Here is a 22,042-nt window from a genome sequence, read left to right as displayed (position 1 = left end):
GGGACTAACCGCGCCGCCTTCCTTCCCCCCTAGCTCGCGACTATCAGCCGTCCGGGTCCGCTACATCCGGAGTTTCGTCCGTCGGGGTATCGCTCGGAGGGTAGTCCCCCATATCGGACATGGTGTCAGACTGCGGGTCCAACCTCGTATCAGCCTCATCTTGCGAGCCATCCTTTGGCGGAGCCACCCGGTCCGGCCGGCCATCACCATCATCGTCGATCGCGTCGGGCACACCGTCGCCATCAAGGTCCCAAATATCCGCCATGCCATTACCGTCGCGGTCCCAGGCATCCATCACTCCGTCATTATCGGTATCGATGGTCGGTGGTGGCGGCATTACCGGCTCGGTCGGAACCTCCTGTACCGGCGGGACCGGCGGCTCGGCGGGCACGTCAGGTTGCTGCGTAGGCGTAGGCTGCGCGGTAACTTCGTCCGGAGCCGAAGCTTCCTGATCTGCGACAATCACGGCAGCGCCATGGCCGTCCACCTCGTCCACCGTGCCGGTATCTTGAGCAAGAAGCGCGGCTGAGGAACAGGCAAGAATAGCGCCAGGTGCGCGGAAGAAAATAGAATTGAGTTTAAGCGACATCGGTTGCTCCAATACGTAGCAAACCCCCTGTCACCATCAAACATCGTCATCCTGGCCGATAGAACCAGTCGCTTTTCGACGAATTGTAATTATCTTCGCGGCAAAGCGAAATTTGCAACAAACTGATCGCACGACTGGCACGTGTGATCGCATCGAAACTAAGACGGGCGACCCGCAGGCCGCCCGTTTCAAAGTCATGATAGTGGTTCGTGGTGCGTTATGCGGCGGTGGCAAATGCCTCTTCACCCAGCGTCATCAGATTTTCGCTACCTGCCTCGATCTTTCGGCGCAGCGCGCCGCAATCGGGCAGGAACCGGTCGGCATAATAGCGGGCAGTAACAAGCTTCGCCTCGTAGAAGGCCTTGTCTTCCGGCTCGCCTTTCAGTGCCTCAGCGGCGACGCGGGCCATTTTCAGCCACATCAGGCCAATCGTCACGATACCCATCATCGTCATGTAGTGATGTGCACCCGCCCCCAGCTGGTTGGGGTTCTGCATCGCATTCTGCATGAACCACATGGTGGCCTGTTGTTGCTGGCCGAGTGCCTTTTCCAAAGCCGTGCCGATATCTTCCAGATCGGTGCCCTTCACCGCCGCCACTTCGTCGCCCACCAGCTCGAAAAAGGCCTGGATTGCCTTGCCGCCGTCACGCGCAAGCTTACGACCGCACAGATCCATCGCCTGCACGCCATTAGTGCCTTCGTAGATCATGGCAATACGGGCATCGCGCACGAACTGGTCCATGCCCCATTCCTGGATATAGCCGTGGCCACCATAGACCTGCTGCATATCGGTCGCGATGGCATAACCCTTGTCGGTCCCGTAGCCCTTGATGACCGGCGTCATCAGACTGATAAGCATATCGGCGCGCTCACGCTCTTCTTCGGTCTGCGCCTTGTGCGTCAGATCCACCTGCAAAGCGCCCCACAATGCGAGCGCGCGCATCCCTTCGCTGAATGCCTTGCCGTCCATCAGCATTCGGCGAACATCGGGGTGGACGAAGATCGGATCGGCCTTGGCTTCCGGTTCGGCGGGGCCAGTCAGGGCGCGGCCCTGACGGCGGTCTAGTGCGTAATTTACGGCATTCTGGTAGGACACTTCGGCCTGGCCCAACCCCTGGATACCCACGCCCAGGCGTGCCGCGTTCATCATGATGAACATGGCCGCCAGCCCGCGGTTCTCCTCACCAACCATATAGCCGGTCGCGCCGTCGTAATTCATGACGCAGGTGCTGTTGCCGTGAATGCCCATCTTGTGTTCGATGGAACCGCAGGCAAGCGTGTTCTTTTCGCCCAGCGATCCGTCTTCATTGACCAGCACCTTCGGCACGATAAACAGCGAAATGCCTTTCGAACTGTCCGGCGCACCCGGCGTTTTCGCCAGCACGAGATGGATAATATTGTCCGTCAGGTCGTGTTCGCCCGACGAGATGAAGATTTTCGTTCCGGTAATGGCATAGCTGCCATCGGCCTGCGGTTCGGCCTTGGTGCGGATTAGGCCAAGATCAGTGCCGCAATGTGGCTCGGTCAGGTTCATCGTGCCGAGCCATTCGCCCGACACCATCTTGGGAACGTAAGTCTCTTTCTGCTTGTCCGAGCCCGCCGCTACGATGGCCGAGATCGCGCCATTCGTAAGTCCGGGATACATGGCGAACGCCTGGTTCGACGTTGCCATGAACTCCTCGACTACGAAACCCAGCACATGCGGCATGCCCTGCCCGCCATGCGCTTCTGGATGTGCCAGCGTGCCCCAGCCTGATTCGCGATATTGTTCGTATGCCTGCTTGAAGCCGGTAGGTGTCGTCACACTGCCATCGGCATGGCGCGTACAGCCTTCCTGATCGCCGATCTGATTAAGCGGCGCGAGCACTTCGGCGCAAAACTTGCCGGCTTCGTTAATGACCGTATCGATCATGTCGGGCGTTGCGGATTCGAAACCCGGAAGGTTGCCGTAGCTAGGCAGGTCGAGAACCTCGTTCACTACAAAACGGGTGTCGCGAGTGGGTGCTGTATAGGTCGGCATGATGGTGGCTTTCTAATAGTGCGGCGCCCCGGAGGGGCTCGATTGTAATGGAAAGGTAGTTCGGATCAGTCGGGTTTGCGTTCCAGGTCGAGGCTTTCGACTTCTGCGATAAACCCCGTCAGTTCCTTGATGCTGGAATCGATATCACGCCGCTGCGCTTTTAGTTTAGCAACGTGGTTGCGGCATTTTTCCACCGTGACACGGCGCTGCTCGATGCGGCCGTCGCCCAGATCGTAAAGATCGATCATCTCCTTGATCTCGGTCAGGCTGAACCCGACATTTTTGGCCCGCATGATCCATGCAAGCCGCGCGCGATCACGCTTGGAATAAATGCGTGTCAGCCCGGCGCGAGACGGTGCGATCAGCCCCTCATCCTCGTAAAATCGCAAGGCGCGCGCCGTGCAATCGAACTCGCCGGTCAGGTCTGAAATGGAGTAGTGTTCACGCTGCAGATGGTCAGGGCGATCGATATGCGCGCCGGTGCGCTGCGCGGTGTGCACGGTGGAACCGCGGGCGTTCCCGCCGCGACTTTCTTTATCGGAATATTGTGTTGCCATGAACGGCACCTAACAGCCGCTTACGTAAGCGTCAAGTAACGGGAGCCAGTCGTCCGTCATCCATTCGGCGGTAGAAGCAACTTGCCGCGCCCGTGTGACAGGCCGGTCCAACAGCGCTTACTAGCAGAACGAGAGCGTCCTGATCGCAATCGACCAGTATATCTATTACGGTGAGGGTGTTGCCGGATGTCTCTCCCTTCATCCATAGTTTGCCCCGCGATCGGGAATGAAAATGCGCTTTGCCTGACGCAATAGTGCGGTCCAGAGCTTCACGGTCCATGAAGGCTACCATCAGAATCCGACCAGTAGACTCTTCGATCACCACGGCAGTCAATAACCCCGCTGCATCGAATTTCGGCTGGAACGACCTGCCCTGCTCGCGCTCGTTTACGGCGAGGTCTGAAGGGCCGGCTGAGATTGGCGTTTTCGTGTTGGACATGGGTTGCTCGAAAAGCTTGAGGGAGGGGCCGGTTGGGGGACGAAACGTGCTTGTTGCACGATAACAACATTTCCGGCGCAAAATACAGGCCAGTATGATTGCGCTCTTTCACAATATGTCTGGTGGTGGAATGACGCGGTTATCGAATACCCGCATCGGAAGCATGCCGGGGTTCGGGGAGAGGGTTGCCGCAACACCACCGTTGATGGTGCGCGCCCTTTGCACGATGAGGATTGGGCCTGCGCGGACCAATTGCACTTGCCGGTTGGGGGACTGGCGTGAGGAGAACCGGCAACGGGGATCCGATGCAACCGCCACTGTGGCCCAGCGATTTTCGTCACGCGGCGCCCGGGGTTTCAGCCCCGGGCGTTTTCGTATGCGGTGTCCGAATTCAGGAGTAAGTCCGTATTGGGTGCTGCGTGGTGCGCATTATCCAGCGCCTCGTCCATGACACGGGCGAAGCATGACACCATTATTTTGTTCGCTCCGGCTTTTTTCAATGCCTTGATACACGCATCCGATGTAGCGCCTGAAGTCAGCACGTCATCGACAAGTATGATATTGGCACCCCTAATCGTTTCTGAATGATGCTTGTTTACGGCAAGTGCGCCCGTCAGAACTTTTGCTCGGGCACGCTTGCCCAACCCGCCCAGTGATGGCGTCGATTTCCTTCGGATCAAGCCTTCGCGCAGCAATGGCAGTCCGCGCAACCGGGCTATGCCGCTGGCGAGGAGCACAGCCTGATTGTACCCGCGTTTCCACAAACGCAGCCGATGAAGCGGAACCGGGATTAATATCCAGTTCCCCTCCAGCGTGGGTAGCCGTGCCGCCATCAGCCTGGCCAACACCGGGGCGAGGCCAAGGCGTCGGCCATGCTTGAACGACAAAACCAGCTGCCGGGACGATTCGTTATACAACGTCGCCGCCGCAATGCCGTTATGGCGCGGCGCATCGGCCAAGCATGGAGCGCAAACCGGCTCGCCGTCGAGGGGCCCTGTCGCGAGCGGTCGCTGACATAATCGGCAAGATGGCTCGCCCGGTACAGCCAGCGTTGCCCAACAGTCGATACACAGCCCGGTCTGCGCCGCAATGGCGTCACCACAAAGCGCGCAACGCGGCGGAAATGCAAGGTCCACCGCCGGCGTCAGTGCTTCCCCGACCTCATGGCCAAGCCGACCAAGAAAGGAGCGGGTTTCCATGCAGTCGTGCTGCCCTGCTTGCTATGAACGCGCAACCCGTGTCAGGCGTTTGCATCATGGCTGAACGGTCCATCCCCCGCATCTTTTCGCAACGACGCCGCGCAGCCCGTGTCGCACGGGCCATGATCCGGCAGGCCCGTCCCGATGCCGCTCGTTTCCTCCTCGATGCCATGGCGGAAGAGACTGTCGAACGTCTTGGCTTCATGCAGGTCAAGCCCGGGGTTGCGCTGGTGATCGGCGATTTGACCGGCATGGTGACGGCTTACCTTCAAACAGTCGGCGCGGAGGTCGAAACGCGCTGCATCGGTACGTTTGATGAGGAATCGCCGATTGCGTTTGAGAAGTATGATTTGGTGGTGACCATCGGTTCGCTCGATACGTTGAATGACGTGCCGGGTGCGCTTTTGATCCTCAATGCCGCCATGAAGCCGGGCGGCTTACTGCTCGCGGTTTTTTCGGGGGCTGGCAGCCTGACTACGCTCAAAGCCGCGATGATGGCAGCCGATGGTGAGCGGCCTGCCGCCCGTATTCACCCGCAGATCGATGCGCGCGGCGGAGCAGACCTGCTGGCGCGTGCGAATTTCCGCAGCCAAGTGGCTGATTCCTTTACCCTCAGCGTGTCATACGGAACGCTGCAGCGGCTGATCGACGACCTTCGCGATCAAGGTATGGGCAGCGCCCTTGCCTCCCACTCACCGTCCCTCACCGCATCGCATCGCGCCCTCGCGGAGAAAGCCTTTGCCGATCTGGGTGAGAACGGCCGCACTCTCGAATCGTTCGAGATTGTCACGCTGACAGGTTGGAAAGCCTAAGCCTTCAGTGCCGCTTGCGCTGCTGCAAGACGTGCGATGGGAACGCGATAAGGCGAGGCGCTTACGTAATCGAGCCCGACCTCTTCGCAGAATGCGATGCTGGCCGGATCGCCGCCATGTTCGCCGCAAATACCCAGCTTGAGATCGGCGCGCGTCTGCCGGCCGCGCTCGACACCCATGCGTACGAGCTGGCCCACACCTTCGATGTCCAGACTCACGAACGGGTCGCGGGCAAATATCCCGCGCTCCACATACGGCGCCAGGAACCGCGCCGCATCGTCCCTCGAAACGCCCAAGGTTGTTTGCGTCAAGTCATTGGTCCCGAATGAGAAAAATCGAGCTTCATGGGCAATCTCATTGGCCATCAGCGCCGCGCGTGGCAATTCAATCATGGTACCGACAAGATAGTCGATCCTGCGCCCTTTTTCTCCGAATACCGCCTCGGCAACAGTGTCGATCTGCTCCTTCAGAATAGCCAGCTCGCGCCGTGTGGCGACCAATGGGACCATGATTTCGGGCACCGGTGCTTCGCCGCTTTCCGCCGCAACATCGCACGCAGCCTCGAATATTGCGCGCGACTGCATGGCGTAGATTTCGGGATAGGTAATGCCGAGCCGGCAGCCACGATGGCCCAGCATGGGATTGAATTCGTGCAATTCCGCGGCACGGCGCTTCAGATGATCGACGCCGAGCCCGGTTGCATCGGCGAGATCCGCAAAATCCGCATCCTGGGTGGGAAGGAATTCATGCAATGGCGGATCGAGCAGACGGATGGTGCAAGGAAGCCCCGACATCTCCTTGAAAATGGCCGCAAAATCCGCGCGCTGTTCTGGGAGCAGCGCGTCCAGTGCCCCCTGTCGGCCAGCCTCATCTTCGGCCAGTATCATCTGCCGCACCGAGCGTATCCGGCCCGCATCAAAGAACATATGCTCAGTCCGGCAAAGCCCGATACCCTCGGCCCCGAACTGGCGTGCCATGCGGCAGTCTGCGGGCGTTTCGGCGTTGGTGCGCACGCCCATGCGGCGTTCGGCGTCGGCCCATTCCATCAGGACACCGAAGTCGCCTGCCAGTTCAGGTTCAATCGTGACGACGACCCCCGCCATCACCTCGCCCGTCGCGCCATCCAGCGTCAAAGTGTCGCCTTCCTTCATCTCGCGGCTGCCGATCCTCAATGTGCGCGCTTCCCGGTCGATCGACACGGCAGATGCTCCGGACACACAAGGTCGCCCCATCCCGCGCGCCACCACAGCTGCGTGCGACGTCATGCCGCCCCGCGCGGTCAGAATACCTTTTGCGGCATGCATCCCGTGAATGTCTTCCGGACTGGTTTCGACCCTGACAAGGATAACTCTCTCGCCCAGCTGAGCCCATTGTTCGGCGGTATCGGCATCGAGCACGATCTTGCCGCTCGCTGCACCGGGTGATGCGGGCAAACCCTTGGTGACGACGTCGCGTGTGGCGTCCGGATCAAGCGTGGGGTGAAGCAATTGGTCCAGCGCCATCGGATCGACGCGCAGGATCGCTTCCTTGCGGTCGATCAGGCCCTCGCCCTCCATGTCCACGGCCATCTTGAGGGCGGCATTGGCAGTACGCTTGCCGGAGCGGGTTTGCAGCATCCACAGCTTGCCGCGCTCAACCGTAAATTCGATATCCTGCATGTCCCGGTAGTGGCGTTCCAGCAGGTCGAAGGTTTCTGCCAGTTCGGCGAAGGCTTCGGGCATGGCTTCTTCCATGCTCGGCGCGCTGGCCCCGGCCGCCTCGCGGCGGCGCTGCGTCAGATATTGCGGTGTGCGAATGCCGGCCACGACGTCTTCGCCCTGAGCGTTGACCAGCCATTCGCCGTAATAGGCCTTCTCCCCGGTCGAGGGATCGCGGGTGAAGGCCACGCCCGTTGCACTGGTATCGCCCATATTGCCGAACACCATCGCCTGTACGTTGACGGCAGTGCCCCAATCGGCGGGAATGTCATTCAGGCGGCGATAGGTCTTGGCCCGGTCCGCATCCCAACTGTCGAACACCGCGGCAATGGCGCCCCACAGCTGTTCCTGCACGTCTTGTGGAAACGGCTTGCCAAGCTCTTCTTCTACGGTCGTCTTGTACTGCGCGACCAGCGACTGCCAGTCTTCAGCCGACATATCGGTATCGGCATAGAAGCCGTTGTCTTCCTTGGCGATTTCCAGCGCCTCTTCGAACAATCCATGATCGATACCGAGCACCACGTCGGAATACATCTGGATGAAGCGGCGATAGCTGTCCCACGCGAAGCGCGCGTCGCCCGATGTGGTGGCTAGGCCTCCTACGGTTTCGTCATTCAGGCCAAGGTTCAGGACCGTGTCCATCATCCCAGGCATCGAAACCCGCGCGCCGGAGCGTACGGATACTAACAGTGGGTCGTCCTTCGATCCGAAGGACTTACCGACGGTTTGTTCGATATGTTCGAGCGCCTTGGCAACATCCGCACGCAGCGTATCGGAAAAATCCGCGCCTTCGTTGAGATAGCGCACGCTTTCTTCGGTGGTGATCGTGAAACCCGGGGGCACCGGCAGTCCTATACTCGCCATCTCAGCAAGATTTGCGCCCTTCCCGCCGGTGACGATCTTGTCCTTCTGGCGCGGGTCCGAATGGTCCGCATTTCCGCCGAAGCTGTAAACCGTCTGCACCATGGAATTTCCTGTTGAGGGTGACACAAGCGACACTTGGAACGCTTCGCGACACCAAACCTAAGCTGTTACATGTAATACGTTTTTAGAGGGATCGGACGCTGTGCGTGATCGCATCATAAAAGAAATATTCTATCCTTCGATCTTATCGAAAATTGCAACCTGATGGACAGCATTCCGGAATCTGGCGAGCAGGTCGAGCCGTGCAGTGCGCTTGTCCGAGTCTGTATCATTGACAGTCACCTCCTCGAAAAACCTGTCGATCGGTGCGCGCAGGCGAGCCAGCGCCGCCATGGCTTTCGCAAAATCTTCAGCATCGACGGCCATGCGAGCTTCCGGCTCTGCGGCCACGAGCGCATCGATCAACGCCTTCTCCGCCGGTTCGGGCGTGTAGGACAGTGAAGACTTGCGATTCTGCGCAACTCGCGCCTCGACAACCGCGCGAATGTCCGGGTCGTCGACCAGTGCGAGAGGATCCTCCTCGCCAGTATGGGGTTCCAGATCGCTGTCCGCACCGCGACTTTCCTTCTTCAGGATATTGGCCGCGCGCTTGTATCCGGCCAGAAGGTTGGCACCATCGGTAGAACCGAGGAAGGTGGCCAACGCCCGCGCCCGCGCTTCCACGCGGTCGATCCGCAGATCGGGGCGGCCCTGCCAAAGCCGCGATGCGTGGATAAAGTCGTGTCGCACGCCTTCATCGCGAAGCTGCACGCCCAACCTGTCGAACAGAAACTCCGCCAGCTTTTCCGCCAGAACGGCATTCGGCCTGCCATCCCAGGCATGCACGACCGTATCGAGTGCCAGCTTCAGATCGTTTGTCTGCACCAAGCGTAAATAGCCGAGCGCCGCACGGCGAAGTGCGAACGGATCCTTCGATCCGGTCGGCAGGATACCGATCTTGAAGAAACTGAGCAGCGTGTCGAGCTTGTCAGCCAGGCTTACCGCAACCGACGTCGGCGCAATGGGAACGTCGTCATGCGCGCCGACGGGCTTGTAATGGTCGGAAATGGCTTCGGCTACTTCATCCGGCAGCCCCTCGGATCGGGCATAATAACCGCCCATAACTCCTTGAAGTTCTGGAAACTCCCCAACCATCTCGGTCACAAGGTCGGCTTTACAAAGTTCGGCTGCGTGCCGTGCCAGCTTATGATCGCCATTGGGCGCCTTAGCATCGAATACCAGCCAGTCTGCCAGCTTCGCCACGCGGTCCACCTTGTCGGCGACCGTGCCTAGTTTCTCGTGGAATGTTATCCGTTCGAGGCCTTGCGTATGCTGCACTAGCGTTTTCTTGCGGTCGAGGTCCCAGAAGAACCGCGCATCGGACAGCCGGGCGGCGAGGACCTTGCGGTTGCCATCCACGATTGCCGCGCCGCCATCGCTGGCCTCGATATTGGCGGTGCAGATGAAGGCATTGGCCAGTTTGCCTGATTGATCCTCGCACACGAAGTATTTCTGGTTGACCCGCGCGGTCAGCTTGATGACTTCCGGCGGTACATCGAGGAAGTCGTCCTCGAACCGGCCCAGCAACGGGATGGGCCATTCGGTGAGGCCGGCGTTTTCTACCACCAACCCCTCATCCTCGACCAGCGACAGACCAGCTTCGGAGGCGATTTGCGCGGCGCCGGTACGGATCAGTGCCTCGCGTTCAGCGTGGTCTACGATCACATGCCCCGCGCGCAATTTCATCGCATAATCGCTGGCGCCGCCGATGGTAATGTCACCGGAATGCTGGAACCTGTGGCCCAGCGTGACCGCACCGGAAGTTACGCCATGCACTTCGCACTCCACGATCTGGTCACCTAATAGCGCGACAATGCCGGATAGCGGGCGGACCCAGCGCAGACTTTCGGTGCTTATCGAAGCTTCGCCCCAGCGCATCGATTTCGGCCAGGTGAAATTGCGGATAATCGCGGGAATGGCATCGGCCAGCACTTCGCCAAAGGCGCGGCCAGGCTTTTCGATTACGGCGAAATAAGTCGCACGCCCTTTGACGTCACGGGTCTGAAGCTGCCCGCGCTCGATACCGTTCTTGCGGCAGAAGCCGTCCACCGCCTGATCGGGAGCGCCAACCGGTGGACCCTTCGCTTCGTCACGGACGTCCTCGGTTTCGGTCGGCAGATTGCGCGCAATCAGCGCAAGGCGGCGCGGTGTGGACCATACGGTGATTTCGCCGGGACTAACTCCAGCTGCATCCATTTCGCGGCGGAACAGTTTCTCCAGTTCGACGCGCGCGCCGGCCTGCATACGCGCAGGAATTTCTTCGCTGCGAAGTTCCAGGAGGAAGTCGTTCACGCCGACCACCCCGGATATTCCTTCGCCCAGCGGTCTTGCTCCTTGGCCATGTAGCCTTCGCATGATCCACGCGCCAAATCGCGCACCCGGCCCATGTAGCTGGCACGTTCCTGCACGCTGATGACGCCGCGCGCCTGTAGCAGGTTGAACACATGGCTGGCCTCGACCGCCTGTTCATAAGCGGCAATCGGCACGTCGGCGGCCAGCGCGTTACGGCACTCCGCTTCCGCCTTGTTGAAGAGGTCGAACAGCGCATCCGTGTCCGCCACTTCGAAATTCCATTTCGACATCTGGCGTTCGTTCTCGAGGAACACCTCGCCATAGGAAACGCCGCGGCCGTTGAAGTCGAGGTCGTAGACGCTGTCGACCCCCTGGATATACATCGCAAGCCGTTCCAGACCGTAAGTCAGCTCGCCGGCGACGGGCTTGCAATCATAGCCGCCCATCTGCTGGAAATAGGTGAACTGCGTCACTTCCATACCGTCGCACCAGACTTCCCAGCCGAGGCCCCAGGCTCCAAGCGTGGGGCTTTCCCAGTCGTCTTCCACGAACCGGATGTCGTGTTTCAGCGGATCGATGCCGATAACGCCGAGCGATTTGAGATAAAGGTCCTGAATATCCGGCGGGCTAGGCTTCAGGATGACCTGGTACTGGTAATAATGCTGCAGCCGGTTCGGATTCTCGCCATAGCGCCCGTCGGTCGGGCGGCGGCTCGGCTGCACGAACGCTGCGTTCCACGGTTCCGGCCCGAGCGCACGCAAGGTGGTTGCGGGATGAAACGTGCCTGCCCCCATGCGCATATCGTAGGGCTGCAAAACCAGACAGCCCTGCGCGCTCCAGAATTCATGCAGCGCGAGGATCATGTCCTGAAAGGATTTTGCGGGTTCGTAAGCCATCGCGCCGGGCCATGCCGCAGGTGCGAAATAGGGTCAATGGCGCGGCTGCCACCCCGGACACGAACCGGCGGAGATATGTCAGCTTGATCGTACTTTATGTCAGGTAGTGTTGACATAGTCAGCGAATCGCGTCATTTAGTCAGCAGAACCTGACATTCCGTCATGTTCGAATGACAACGCGGAGACCAATATGCTGGACAAGGTGGACCCTGAAAAAATCGCGCAACTCATGGCCAGCACGGTCATGGCGCTGGCCGGTTATGCTGTCGGCACCATCGCCATGCAGATTTCCGATGTTCTATTTTGACATGAACAACCGGCTGAAAGTGCTGCGCGCCGAACGCAATTGGAGCCAGGCGGAACTGGCGGGGCATCTCGAAGTGTCGCGCCAGGCGGTCAATGCCATCGAGACCGGCAAGCACGACCCCTCCCTCCCCCTCGCCTTCCGCATTGCGCGGCTGTTCGACAGCCCGATCGAGGCGATCTTCGATGACGGACTTGCAGGAGACAAAGCATGACCGGACCTGACATGCACACGCAAACAGCCGCCGTTCCAACCGATGGCGAGGCCAAGCTGAGGACGAAGCGAAATCGCTTCTGGCGCTACAGCACGATCGCCTTTGTCATGTCGATTTTTATAGGAGCTCTAAACGGCTGGTTACTGGACCAGGTCAAGGATGGTACTCTGCCAATGTTCGCCCTGTATATTTTACTTGGCATGATGGCAGCCGCATTCGTCTGGTTCACTCGCGACTACTTCCGCCGGATCGATGAATTCGATTTGCTGGATAATCTGTGGGCCAATACGATCGCACTTTACGGCACCATGATCGTGTTCTTTGGCTGGTTCGCCCTTCATGACGTGGGAGTGTTGCGATCACCCGACCCCCTGTGGCTCGTAATGATTACGGTCGGTTTGCTGTTGTTGTCCTATACCGCCCGAAAGCTGGGCTGGCGCTGACAGGCAACTTACAATACCTTCAAATCAACATTCTAAGGATATAACTACCATGAAACAGTTCAAGAAACTTACCTTCGCGCTCGCCGCCAGTACCGCGATGCTTGCTACGTCCGGCTGTGCCCAGCAGCAGTTGCCGACCCCGCAGAGCACCACGATGGTGGCGGCGGAAACACGTGAGATGGTGGGGCCTGCCCTATGGAAAGTCGCGGATGAGGATACCACGATCTGGATGTTCGGCACGGTGCACGCACTGCCCGACGATGTGAACTGGAACGCCGGCGCGGTAAAGGATGCCCTGGCCGGGTCCGATATTCTGGTGACCGAGGTCGACATGACACCGGAGATTTTGGCCGCCTTGCCGCCCAAGGCTCTCGCGCTGGCAACACTGCCTACCGGTACGACGCTGCGCAGCCTGTTCGATGACGACCAGCGCATGAAATACGAAGCCGGCATGACCAAGCTCGGCATTCCGGTGGAAGCGTTCGACCAGTTCGAACCGTGGTTTGCAGCACTCAGCGCCTATCAGGTCACGATGATGAAAGCCGGCATTACCGGCGAGAACGGCGTCGAGATCGTTCTGGAAGCAACCATGCCGGAAACCATGAAACGCGGCGCGCTGGAGACGGCAGAATTCCAACTCGAAATGTTCGATGGTATGCCGCAGGACATGCAAATCGAATATCTGATTTCGACCATGGAAGGGATCGACGAGATCGGTCCGATGCTGAACACGATCATCGAAGCCTGGGCCAAGGGCGATGTCGATACAGTGGTCGATATGCTGGACGATTCAATGGTGGAGGATGCACTGTTCCTCGAACGGCTGCTTTACACGCGCAACGCCAATTGGGCGGACTGGATCGACACACGGCTCGATACGCCGGGCACCGTATTCATGGCGGTCGGCGCTGCGCATCTGGCTGGTGAGAAAAGCGTACAGGATTATCTCAACACGCGCGGGATCAAATCCTATCGCGTCCAGTAAGGATAATGCTGTAGAGCGGTGACGTGAACATTGGTCTGCCGCGAATGAAACAGGAAAGGGGTGTGCCACTTTGGCGCGCCCCTTTCGGTTATATCATGGTCCGGGTGTCAATGGTGTTGGCGGTAGTGATGGTGCTGGCGCTGGCCTTGACCGGGTGCAAAGACGAGGCGTCAGCCCCGCCACCAGAATTTCGCAATGCGCCCGCCCCTCCAATCTGGGAGCTAAGGAGCGCCAATGGAGAGCATGGCGGTTGGCTGCTGGGTACGATCCACAGCTTGCCGGACGGTGTTGAATGGCGCAGCAAACCGGTCGAGCGTGCGATCGAACAGGCCGAGGGTCTGGTGGTCGAGGCCAAGGGCATCACCGACAAGGACCGACATGCGATGATTTTCGCGCATATGTCGGTTACGCCCGGCTTGCCCCCGCTGAACCAGCGCGGCGATAGGGGACAGATCGATGCTGCCCTTGCGCACCAGGATATGAAGGCGGCGGACTTCACCGCCACCGAGACCTGGGCCGCGGCGCTGATGCTGTCTGGCGCAGGCGGTTATGGCAGCAGCGCAAATGGCGTGGACCGCGCGCTGCTGGAAACATTTGCTCCAGTACAAACGCGCGAACTGGAAGGCGTAGAAGGCCAGCTTCGTATTTTCGACGAGCTGCCGGAGAACACGCAGCGCGAACTGCTTGACCTTGCGGTCAAGAGTGCTTTGGCAGGAAACTCCGCTCGCAAGGCAGATGCGGTTGCCTGGTATCGCGGCGATATGGACGGCCTTGCCGCTTCGCTCACCCGCGACTTGGGATCGCGGCCCGCGCTGCGTGCGGCGCTGGTGACCCGGCGTAACCAGCAATGGGCCAGTACGATCGAGGCGTTGCTTGCGGAGCATGACGCGCTGTTGATCGCCGTAGGAGCCGCGCATATGGCCGGGCCGGGCAATCTGCTCGCTGAGCTGGAGACGCGCGGAATTGCGGCCCGGCGGATCCGATAAGCGCCACCTTCGCAGGCCGCGTCTTGGCTTGCATTTGCGCGTATCGCCTGTATAGCGCGCGCCTCCGGTGCCAGCGTCATCCCTGGAGGTGTGGCAGCCGGAAATGACAACAACAAATGCAAATCGAAAGGTAAGTGACTATGAGCGACGCTCTGACCCTGCCGGCCGAGACGCGCGAACGGGCTGGCAAGGGAGCCTCCCGTGCACTGCGTCGCGAAGGCCGTGTCCCCGCCGTGATCTATGGCGGCAAGGAAGAAGCCCTCCCCATCCATGTTGAGCAGAAGGAGCTGATCCGTCAGCTCGGCACCGGCCACTTCATGAATTCGATCGTGATGATCGAGGTCGGCGGCAAGAAGGTGCGCACCCTGCCCAAGGATGTCGCGTTCGACCCCGTCAAGGATTGGCCGCTGCACGCGGATTTCCTGCGCCTTTCGAAAGATTCCAAGATCGAGGTCGATATCCCCGTCGTCTTCATCAACGAGGAAGAAAGCCCCGGCCTGAAGAAGGGCGGCGTTCTTAACGTGGTCCGTCACGAGCTGGAACTGATCTGCGAATCGGACAAGATCCCCGACGAGATCGAGATCGACGTCACCGGCAAGGAAGTCGGCGATTCGATCCATATCAGCGAGATCACCCTGCCCGCAGGTAGCACGAGCGCCATCACCGACCGCGACTTCACCATCGCCACCCTCGTTGCTCCGTCTGCGCTCAAGAAGAGCGAAGATGAAGCCGGCGAAGGCGAAGAAGGTCAGACCGGCGAAGGCATGGAAGCCGGCGAAACCGCCGCGACCGAACAGGGTCCGGACGCCGATGCCGCCAAGGAACAGCAGGAAAAGAGCGACTAACACTCGCGGTTTTTCTGACGATACAAAGCACCGGGCCTTGCAAGGGGTCCGGTGTTTTTGGTTGAGATTTAGTTCTACGGGCGTTTTTTGTTTAGACCCTCAAACGCCGGGCGCTCGCATTCGCGTTATTTGTTTGGACCCTGCGGGCGGGGGCCATCCGGCCCCCTTGCTTCCTCGCATAAGCTCGGGCGGCCGTTCGGCCCCTTCGACAGGCTCAGGACATGCTTGCCGTTTGCTAGACGCAAACGGAACTTGCGTCACACTAGCTATCTTGCACCCGGAACCTGGTCACGGCAGTCATAGGCCCAAAGGGCCGCCCGCAGCGAAGCGAGGATAGCCTAAGGGAGCGAATGCGACCGCCGGCGCTTGAGGCTAAACAGGAAACAGGAGTAATACTATTCAAATTTGGGCAGGCCTCGGCAATCCCGGTCCGCAATATGCGATGCACCGGCATAATATCGGCTTCATGATATGCGATGTCATCGCGGAAATGCACGGGTTCGGGCCGGTGCAGAAGAAGTTTTCTGGTTGGGTCCAGGAAGGCCGAATTGGAAGCGAGAAGATCCTGCTGCTCAAACCGGCGACCTACATGAACGAAAGCGGGCGCGCCGTAGGCGAGGCGTTGCGCTTCTACAAGCTGGAGCCCGACGCGCTGACGGTGTTCCACGACGAGCTCGATCTGGAGCCATTCCGCGTCAAGGTGAAGCAAGGTGGCGGCCATGCCGGACACAATGGCTTGCGCTCGATTGCCCAGCATGTCGGGCAGGAATACCGCCGGGTGCGCATCGGCATCGGTCACCCCGGCCACAAGGATCGCGTGACCGCCCACGTGCTCGGGAACTACGCCAAGGCAGAGCAGGATGAGCTGGTCCAGATGCTCGGCGCAATCGGTGCCGAGGCGGAATGGCTGGCACAAGACGACAACCCCCGCTTCATGAGCGAATATGCCATGCGTATGCAGGACTAGCTCCCGGTCCTTCGACAAGCGCAGGACGAACGGGTATGGGTGTGGCCAGACAATTCGACCGGAGCCAGTCCATGCCAAATCTCGATCGCCGCAGCCTGCTTGCAGGCGCCGCTGCCACCACCGCCTTCGCTGCAACCGCAACAGTCGCGCAGACCGACAAGCTGATTGCGCAGCAGGACTTCACCGGTAAATCCGTTCTGATAACCGGCTGTTCGTCGGGGTTCGGGCGGCTCGCGGCAGAGCATCTGGCGCGCAAAGGTGCCAAGGTTTTCGCCACCATGCGCAATCTGCCCCGCCCCGAAGCAGACGAGCTGCTCGACCTGATCGTGTCCGACAATCTCGATATCCACATCATCGAAATCGACGTGAACGACGACGAACAGGTCCTGCGCGGTGTTGCCGAGGCGGAGCGGCTTGCGGGCGGCGCGATCGACGTGTTGGTGAACAATGCCGGCATCTCGGTCGCCGGACCGATCGAGATACAGGATATGGAAGCAACGCAAGCGATCTTCGATACCAACGTGTACGGGCCGCACCGCATGGCGCGCGCCGTCCTGCCGAAAATGCGCGCTGCCAAGCGCGGACAGATTTTCAATGTTACCTCGCAGCTTGGCCGCGTGATGCTGCCCGGTTTCGGACAGTATTCGCCGACCAAATTCGCGCTGGAAGCGATGAGCGAGCAGCTGGCCTATGAACTTGTGCCGCATGGGATCGACGTCACCATCATCCAGCCCGGCGGCTATCCCACCAAGATCTGGGAGAACAGCCAGAAGCTGACGCTCGGCCTGCTGGAGCGCGCCGACGATCATCATACCGGCGGTTATACCGATATGATCGCGCAACTACGCGCCCGCGACGGTGGCGAAACCGACCCGATGGATGTGCCGCGCGCGATTGCCGAAATTATGGCCATGCCGCCGGGCACCCGCCCGCTGCGCCGCCCGGTCCATCCGGGCCCTAAGCCGCAAGTCGCCATCAACGAAGTGAGCGCGAAAACGCAGGTGGCATGGCTTGGGCAATCGCCCTATGGGCCGTGGATCAAGTCGGTTCACGGCGTCTGATCCACCCCAACCTTATTCTTTTGAGCGGACGAATTCATGGGTTTCAAATGCGGTATCGTGGGCCTGCCCAATGTCGGCAAGTCCACTCTTTTCAACGCACTGACCGAAACGCAGGCGGCGCAGGCGGCGAACTATCCGTTCTGCACGATCGAGCCTAATGTCGGGCAGGTCGCGGTGCCGGACGACCGGTTGCAGAAAATCGCCGCCATCGCAGGCAGTGCGAAGATTATCGAAACCCAGCTCGGGTTCGTCGACATCGCGGGTCTTGTAAAAGGCGCCAGCGCGGGTGAGGGTCTGGGCAACCAGTTCCTCGGCAACATCCGCGAGGTCGACGCAATCGTCCATGTTTTGCGCTGTTTCGTGGATGACGACATCCAGCATGTCAGCAACACCGTCGATCCCATTGCGGATGCCGAAGTGGTCGAAACCGAACTGATGCTGTCCGATCTGGAAAGCTTGGAAAAGCGTGTCCCTGCTGCCGAGAAAAAGGCCAAGGCCGGGGACAAGGAAGCCAAGGTCCTGGCAAGCGTCCTGGGTCAGGCCTTGGAACTGTTGCGCGAAGGCAAGCCCGCTCGCCTGACCCAGCCAGAAGGTGAAGACGAACTCAAAGTGTTCGAACAGGCGCAGCTTCTGACAGCTAAACCGGTCCTGTATGTGTGCAACGTCGCGGAAGAAGATGCAGCGGACGGCAACGCGATGTCGGCTAAGGTTTTCGAAAAGGCTGCGGCAGAAGGCGCGCAGGCCGTGGTCGTCTCCGCCGCAATCGAAAGCGAACTGGTGGAAATGGAACCAGACGACCGCGCGGAATTTCTGACCGAAATGGGCCTCACGGAAAGCGGCCTCGCTCGAGTCATCCGCGCCGGGTACAAACTGCTGGGATTGCAGACATTCTTCACGGCCGGACCAAAGGAAGCGCGCGCATGGACGTTTCCGACCGGTGCCCGTGCCCCGCAGGCCGCTGGCGAAATCCACACCGATTTCGAACGCGGTTTCATCCGTGCCGAAACCACTGCTTATGACGATTTCATCGAACTGAACGGTGAAGCCGGTGCCCGTGAAGCCGGCAAACTTCGGCAGGAAGGCAAGGAATACGTGGTGCAGGACGGCGACGTGATGCTATTCAAGTTCAACGTTTAGGAACAATCATGCGCGCGGAGGTTTGTAGGATCAGTCTGAATATCGCTATTTAACGAGGATCATCATGGCATTTCGCAAATGGATTATCGCCGCATCGGCAGTGCCGCTGCTTTCGCTGGGTGCTTGCGCGACCACGCAGCCAAATGATGCCACGCTTATGGCGTCCGATTTTGACCTTATGTCGGTCGAGCGGTTCAATTCCGTCAGCGCGCGCGCAGTCGACACGATATATTTTGCGCAGGGTGACAGCACGCTATCCAGCGAAGGCGCATCTATGGTTCGCAAGGCTGTGGACCGGATTGCGACCATGCCCAGCTCCAACCGTATCATCGTGACCGGACATGCCAGCGAAGAAGGCGACGATGATGTGAACATGCGCCTGAGCAGGGATCGCGCCGCTGCCGTTGCCCAGCGGTTCGTCAATGCCGGCGTCAGTCGCCGGGACATCTCCATTCTTGCCTTCGGTGAGGGTGCGGCCTCGGCTGAAAATACCCCCGCTCGCAATCGCAGGGCGACGATTTACGTTTACTGATTTACACGCGGCCCCGTTGATCGGGGCCGCGCCTTTTATGACGTGCAGATCGTTGGCGGGGCCTTCATCTGAACGACAGGTTGCAGGAGAATAACGCGTGGTCGACAAGTCCGAGAAGTTCAATTGGCTGGTACGGGTAGGTTATTTCAGTCGTGCCATGCTTTATACGGTTCTTGGACTGATCGCGCTGACCAGTGCGGGCAAGATCAGCGAAGGTACCAACGGTATCTTCAATGCGATCGAAGGGTTCCCGGGCGGTATAGTGTTGCTGTGGATCATGGTCATCGGCCTGCTTGCCTACGCCTTGTTCCGCTTCGCATCACCGCTGTTCGATATCGAAAACAACGGGAGCGATGCGAAGGGTTGGGGCAAACGTATCGGTCATGCAGGCAGCGCTATCGGTCACATCGCGCTTGCCTTCTCCGCCTACAAGTTCGCAACAAGCTCCGGGACATCAGGCGACGGCGCACAGGAAGCTGCATCGGGCGTACTGTCCATGGGCCTTGGCGGGATCGTGCTTGGTATTTTGGGCATAGCATTCTTTCTCGCCGCGATTTCGCAGGCCAAGAAGGGTATCACCGGATCGTTCATGCACCGCATCAGCGCCAGTGCGCCAAGCGCCACGCGCGTGATGGGCGGCATCGGGTTTATTGCGCGCGCAGTGGTTTTCACGGTCATCGGTTGGTCGTTGTTCCAGGCGGGATTCATGTCCGGCGGCAGCGATCAGGTGAAAACCTTGGGCGATGCAGTCGCTTCACTGGCGGGTAGCGGTGTGATCTTCCAACTGGTCGCAGTCGGTCTGCTGATCTTCGGCCTCTTCAGCTTCATCCTGGCCCGGTACCGCATTATTCCGGACATGGATTCAAGCGCTGGCGTGCCAAGTTTCCGCGCCTAGTAGAACGGGCCATACCGATGCTGTTTTGGGAAGATCTCGAGGTCGGCAGCAGTGCTGCATTTGGCGAGTATGACGTAACGCGCGCTGAGGTCATCACCTTTGCGGAGAATTTCGACCCGCAGCCTTTTCATCTCGATGATGAGGCTGCGGCGAGGACCCATTTCGGCAGACTTTCCGCCAGCGGTTGGCACACCTGCGCCATGACCATGCGGATGATGGTCGATCATATGAAGATGGCGAAGCAGGCCGGCCTTGGCTCCCCCGGGGTCGACAACTTGAAATGGCTGACGCCGGTCTATCCAGATGACACGCTGCGCTGCGAGACTAAGATACTTTCGAAGCGCCGCAGCAAATCCAAACCGGAACTCGGCCTTTACCAATCGCGCGTGCGCACCTTCAACCAGCATGATGAAATGGTGCTGGAAATGGTCAGCAATGCGATGATCGTGGTCAAGGACCCGGACGCTTCCATCATCTAAGCTGGCCAAATCGTCGGCATAATGGGGCAACCGGCCTCCGTGCCATGGGTCAGTCCGTTTCAGGATACTCATATTCGAACGGATCGGTCACATTCGGCCGCACCGGCAACGGCATTTTCGGGATGCTTCCCTTGTCGTTGGCGGCGGCCAGTAACACTCCGGCCATCACCGTCGCTGCCTGTCGCAAATCGTCAGGGCGCAGATGGTCGAACGTATCGACATTGGTGTGATGCAACCGCGCGAAATAATCGAGCGGGTCCTGGATGAACTGGTATCCCGGTAGGCCTACTGCCTGGAAATACACGTGGTCGGTGCCGCCTGTGCTTCCCGATACCACGCGCCCGGCATCCAGCACGCCATAGGATGACAGCCAGCTGCGCAGATATGGCTCGGCGGCAGGATTGCCTTCTGCATGGAGCCCGCGAAACTTGCCGGACCCGTTATCCATGTTGAAATAGGCCTTGAAGTCGGAATAGCCCGGCTTGGCAGTCACCGGATACAGATCGCGCCAGCGGCTGCTGAGCTCGAACGCGGAAAGATCGTTCTCTCCCGCACGGGAAACCAGATGGCGGCGGGCATAGGCGAGACTGCCGAGCAAGCCCTGCTCCTCTGCACCCCATAGCGCGAACTTTATGGTCCGTTTCGGCTTCACGCCAAGCGCTTTCAGGATGCGTGCGGCTTCCAGCACCACTACGGAGCCCGATCCGTTATCGACCGCGCCGTCGCCTGTGTACCAGCTGTCGAAATGCGCACCCGCCATGACGTATCCGGCGGACGGATCGCTACCGGCCATCTCGCCGATGATATTGTAGGCCTGCGTGTCGCCATCCACGAACCGGACATCATTTTCGATGCGCAGGCGCGGTGCGGGACCGGTTTTGGCAAAGCGGGCGATGCGGCGGTAATCTTCTGCAGCGATCTCGATGCCGGGCAGTTTCGGGCTCATACCGACGTGATGGGTGTAGCCGGTCCCATGGAGTAGCTTGCCGTCGCGGTATGACATCTTGGCCCAGGCAACCGCACCTTCGGCAGCGAGAAACTCGTCCAGCTCCAGCGCGAATTTGCGGCGCTTCAGGCTGCGCTCCACGCTCTCGCCCTCGCCGCTGTAATTCGGCAGGTCGACATCGTTACGGCTGGAAATGTCGGAAGAATCGAGCCGCCGAAAAGGCGCGCGCGTCGGCTCGTCACCCATTCCGGGAATACTGATCATTACGATCTTGCCGGCCAGCTGTCCGCGATAGGCCTCGAAATGCGCGCGCTCCGATATGGGCGCAACGACGACCTCAGCCTCGATCACGCCGTTCGTTCCGGGCGTCCAGGCGACCGGCGTGGCGGTCAGCTCCACTTCGCGCGGCGTCAGCATGGTCGCAGACGACGCCAAATGTTCCCACCCACGTCCGAATTCGAACCCTTCCTTACGCACGTTCTTCAAACCAAGATCGCGCATCTTGTCGACCGCCCAGCTTTCGGCCTTGCGCATATTGGGCGAATTGGTGAGGCGCGCGCCGATCCCGTCGACCAGTTCATGCGCCAGCATCTGCACTTCGCTGCGGTTCAGACCTTCATCCATGATGCGCGCATCGATTTCGGGCGCATCGTCCGGCTCGCTATCCTGGGCGAAGGCGGCGACAGGCAGCGCGGCAATCCCTGCCACAGCAACGGTCGGGGCCAGCGCGGCAGCGCCCAGCATCAGGAAGTTGCGGAATGTCATTGGTTCGGTCCCCGGTTTA

At 59.8% G+C, this 22,042-nt stretch carries 21 protein-coding genes; 12 read left to right on the top strand and 9 right to left on the bottom strand.

Annotation, left to right across the window (positions count from 1 at the left end; genetic code table 11):
- Positions 1–43: 43 nt before the first annotated feature.
- From HME9302_RS05445 to HME9302_RS05425, 5 genes are all read right to left on the bottom strand, one after another.
- Positions 44–589 carry a hypothetical protein gene (locus HME9302_RS05445; RefSeq protein ID WP_115366176.1) on the bottom strand — a complete coding sequence of 182 codons (546 nt, stop codon included), beginning with the start codon at positions 587–589 and terminating at the stop codon, positions 44–46.
- A 217-nt stretch (positions 590–806) separates the two neighbouring features.
- A complete protein-coding gene (locus HME9302_RS05440; RefSeq protein WP_115366175.1) occupies positions 807–2,609 on the bottom strand; it encodes an acyl-CoA dehydrogenase C-terminal domain-containing protein in 1,803 nt (600 codons plus the stop codon).
- A gap of 65 nt (positions 2,610–2,674) precedes the next feature.
- Positions 2,675–3,166: a MerR family transcriptional regulator gene (locus HME9302_RS05435; protein ID WP_115366174.1), complete on the bottom strand. Its 492-nt coding sequence runs from the start codon at positions 3,164–3,166 to the stop codon at positions 2,675–2,677.
- 31 nt (positions 3,167–3,197) lie between these two features.
- Positions 3,198–3,605 carry a phosphoribosyl-AMP cyclohydrolase gene (gene hisI, locus HME9302_RS05430; RefSeq protein ID WP_115366173.1) on the bottom strand — a complete coding sequence of 136 codons (408 nt, stop codon included), beginning with the start codon at positions 3,603–3,605 and terminating at the stop codon, positions 3,198–3,200.
- Between the two features lie 356 nt (positions 3,606–3,961).
- A complete protein-coding gene (locus HME9302_RS05425) occupies positions 3,962–4,804 on the bottom strand; it encodes a ComF family protein (RefSeq protein WP_115366172.1) in 843 nt (280 codons plus the stop codon).
- Positions 4,805–4,860: 56 nt separating this feature from the next.
- Between HME9302_RS05425 and HME9302_RS05420 the strand changes: the two genes are divergently transcribed.
- The gene (locus HME9302_RS05420) at positions 4,861–5,616 is read left to right on the top strand and encodes a methyltransferase domain-containing protein (protein ID WP_147270772.1); all 756 of its coding nucleotides are present in this window, start codon (positions 4,861–4,863) and stop codon (positions 5,614–5,616) included.
- Here the strand turns inward: HME9302_RS05420 and ppdK are convergent.
- The 3 genes from ppdK to HME9302_RS05405 all read right to left on the bottom strand — a co-directional run bounded on the left by ppdK (position 5,613) and on the right by HME9302_RS05405 (position 11,464).
- Positions 5,613–8,279 (bottom strand): pyruvate, phosphate dikinase, encoded by a 2,667-nt coding sequence (gene ppdK / locus HME9302_RS05415; protein ID WP_115366170.1) that lies wholly within the window; start codon positions 8,277–8,279, stop codon positions 5,613–5,615. The genes HME9302_RS05420 and ppdK overlap by 4 nt on opposite strands.
- A gap of 129 nt (positions 8,280–8,408) precedes the next feature.
- On the bottom strand, positions 8,409–10,568 hold the full coding sequence (gene glyS / locus HME9302_RS05410; protein ID WP_115367499.1) for a glycine--tRNA ligase subunit beta: 2,160 nt from the start codon (positions 10,566–10,568) through the stop codon (positions 8,409–8,411).
- Positions 10,565–11,464, bottom strand: a complete 900-nt coding sequence (locus tag HME9302_RS05405) for a glycine--tRNA ligase subunit alpha (RefSeq protein ID WP_115366169.1) — start codon at positions 11,462–11,464, stop codon at positions 10,565–10,567. The genes glyS and HME9302_RS05405 overlap by 4 nt, the downstream gene beginning before the upstream one ends.
- Before the next feature lie 308 nt (positions 11,465–11,772).
- Here HME9302_RS05405 and HME9302_RS05400 point away from each other — a divergent pair, with 308 nt between their 5' ends.
- The 11 genes from HME9302_RS05400 (at position 11,773) to HME9302_RS05350 (ending at position 20,312) form a co-directional block, all read left to right on the top strand.
- Positions 11,773–11,982 (top strand): helix-turn-helix transcriptional regulator, encoded by a 210-nt coding sequence (locus tag HME9302_RS05400; RefSeq protein ID WP_115366168.1) that lies wholly within the window; start codon positions 11,773–11,775, stop codon positions 11,980–11,982.
- Positions 11,979–12,425, top strand: coding sequence for a hypothetical protein (locus HME9302_RS05395; RefSeq protein ID WP_115366167.1), 447 nt, complete (start codon positions 11,979–11,981; stop codon positions 12,423–12,425). The genes HME9302_RS05400 and HME9302_RS05395 overlap by 4 nt, the downstream gene beginning before the upstream one ends.
- A 49-nt stretch (positions 12,426–12,474) precedes the next feature.
- Positions 12,475–13,410, top strand: coding sequence for a TraB/GumN family protein (locus HME9302_RS05390; protein WP_115366166.1), 936 nt, complete (start codon positions 12,475–12,477; stop codon positions 13,408–13,410).
- Between the two features lie 62 nt (positions 13,411–13,472).
- Positions 13,473–14,396: a TraB/GumN family protein gene (locus HME9302_RS05385; RefSeq protein WP_181815694.1), complete on the top strand. Its 924-nt coding sequence runs from the start codon at positions 13,473–13,475 to the stop codon at positions 14,394–14,396.
- Between the two features lie 140 nt (positions 14,397–14,536).
- On the top strand, positions 14,537–15,241 hold the full coding sequence (locus HME9302_RS05380; protein WP_115366164.1) for a 50S ribosomal protein L25/general stress protein Ctc: 705 nt from the start codon (positions 14,537–14,539) through the stop codon (positions 15,239–15,241).
- Positions 15,242–15,638: 397 nt separating this feature from the next.
- Positions 15,639–16,208, top strand: a complete 570-nt coding sequence (gene pth, locus HME9302_RS05375; protein ID WP_115366163.1) for an aminoacyl-tRNA hydrolase — start codon at positions 15,639–15,641, stop codon at positions 16,206–16,208.
- A 71-nt stretch (positions 16,209–16,279) separates the two neighbouring features.
- Complete coding sequence (locus tag HME9302_RS05370; RefSeq protein WP_115366162.1) at positions 16,280–17,269, top strand: SDR family oxidoreductase; 990 nt, start codon at positions 16,280–16,282, stop codon at positions 17,267–17,269.
- A gap of 36 nt (positions 17,270–17,305) precedes the next feature.
- Positions 17,306–18,406, top strand: a complete 1,101-nt coding sequence (ychF, locus tag HME9302_RS05365; RefSeq protein ID WP_115366161.1) for a redox-regulated ATPase YchF — start codon at positions 17,306–17,308, stop codon at positions 18,404–18,406.
- 64 nt (positions 18,407–18,470) lie between these two features.
- Entirely contained in the window at positions 18,471–18,938 is a 468-nt protein-coding gene (locus HME9302_RS05360; RefSeq protein ID WP_115366160.1) for an OmpA family protein, read from the top strand.
- A gap of 97 nt (positions 18,939–19,035) precedes the next feature.
- Positions 19,036–19,833 (top strand): DUF1206 domain-containing protein, encoded by a 798-nt coding sequence (locus HME9302_RS05355; protein WP_115366159.1) that lies wholly within the window; start codon positions 19,036–19,038, stop codon positions 19,831–19,833.
- Positions 19,834–19,850: 17 nt separating this feature from the next.
- Positions 19,851–20,312 carry a MaoC family dehydratase gene (locus tag HME9302_RS05350; RefSeq protein WP_115366158.1) on the top strand — a complete coding sequence of 154 codons (462 nt, stop codon included), beginning with the start codon at positions 19,851–19,853 and terminating at the stop codon, positions 20,310–20,312.
- A 49-nt stretch (positions 20,313–20,361) separates the two neighbouring features.
- Here the strand turns inward: HME9302_RS05350 and HME9302_RS05345 are convergent, their stop codons facing one another.
- The gene (locus HME9302_RS05345; protein WP_230079880.1) at positions 20,362–22,023 is read right to left on the bottom strand and encodes a M20/M25/M40 family metallo-hydrolase; all 1,662 of its coding nucleotides are present in this window, start codon (positions 22,021–22,023) and stop codon (positions 20,362–20,364) included.
- Positions 22,024–22,042 lie beyond the last annotated feature (19 nt).

Source organism: Alteripontixanthobacter maritimus (assembly GCF_003340475.1).
GTDB classification, from domain to species: domain Bacteria; phylum Pseudomonadota; class Alphaproteobacteria; order Sphingomonadales; family Sphingomonadaceae; genus Alteripontixanthobacter; species Alteripontixanthobacter maritimus.
This window is presented reverse-complemented; position numbering and strand designations above follow the sequence as displayed.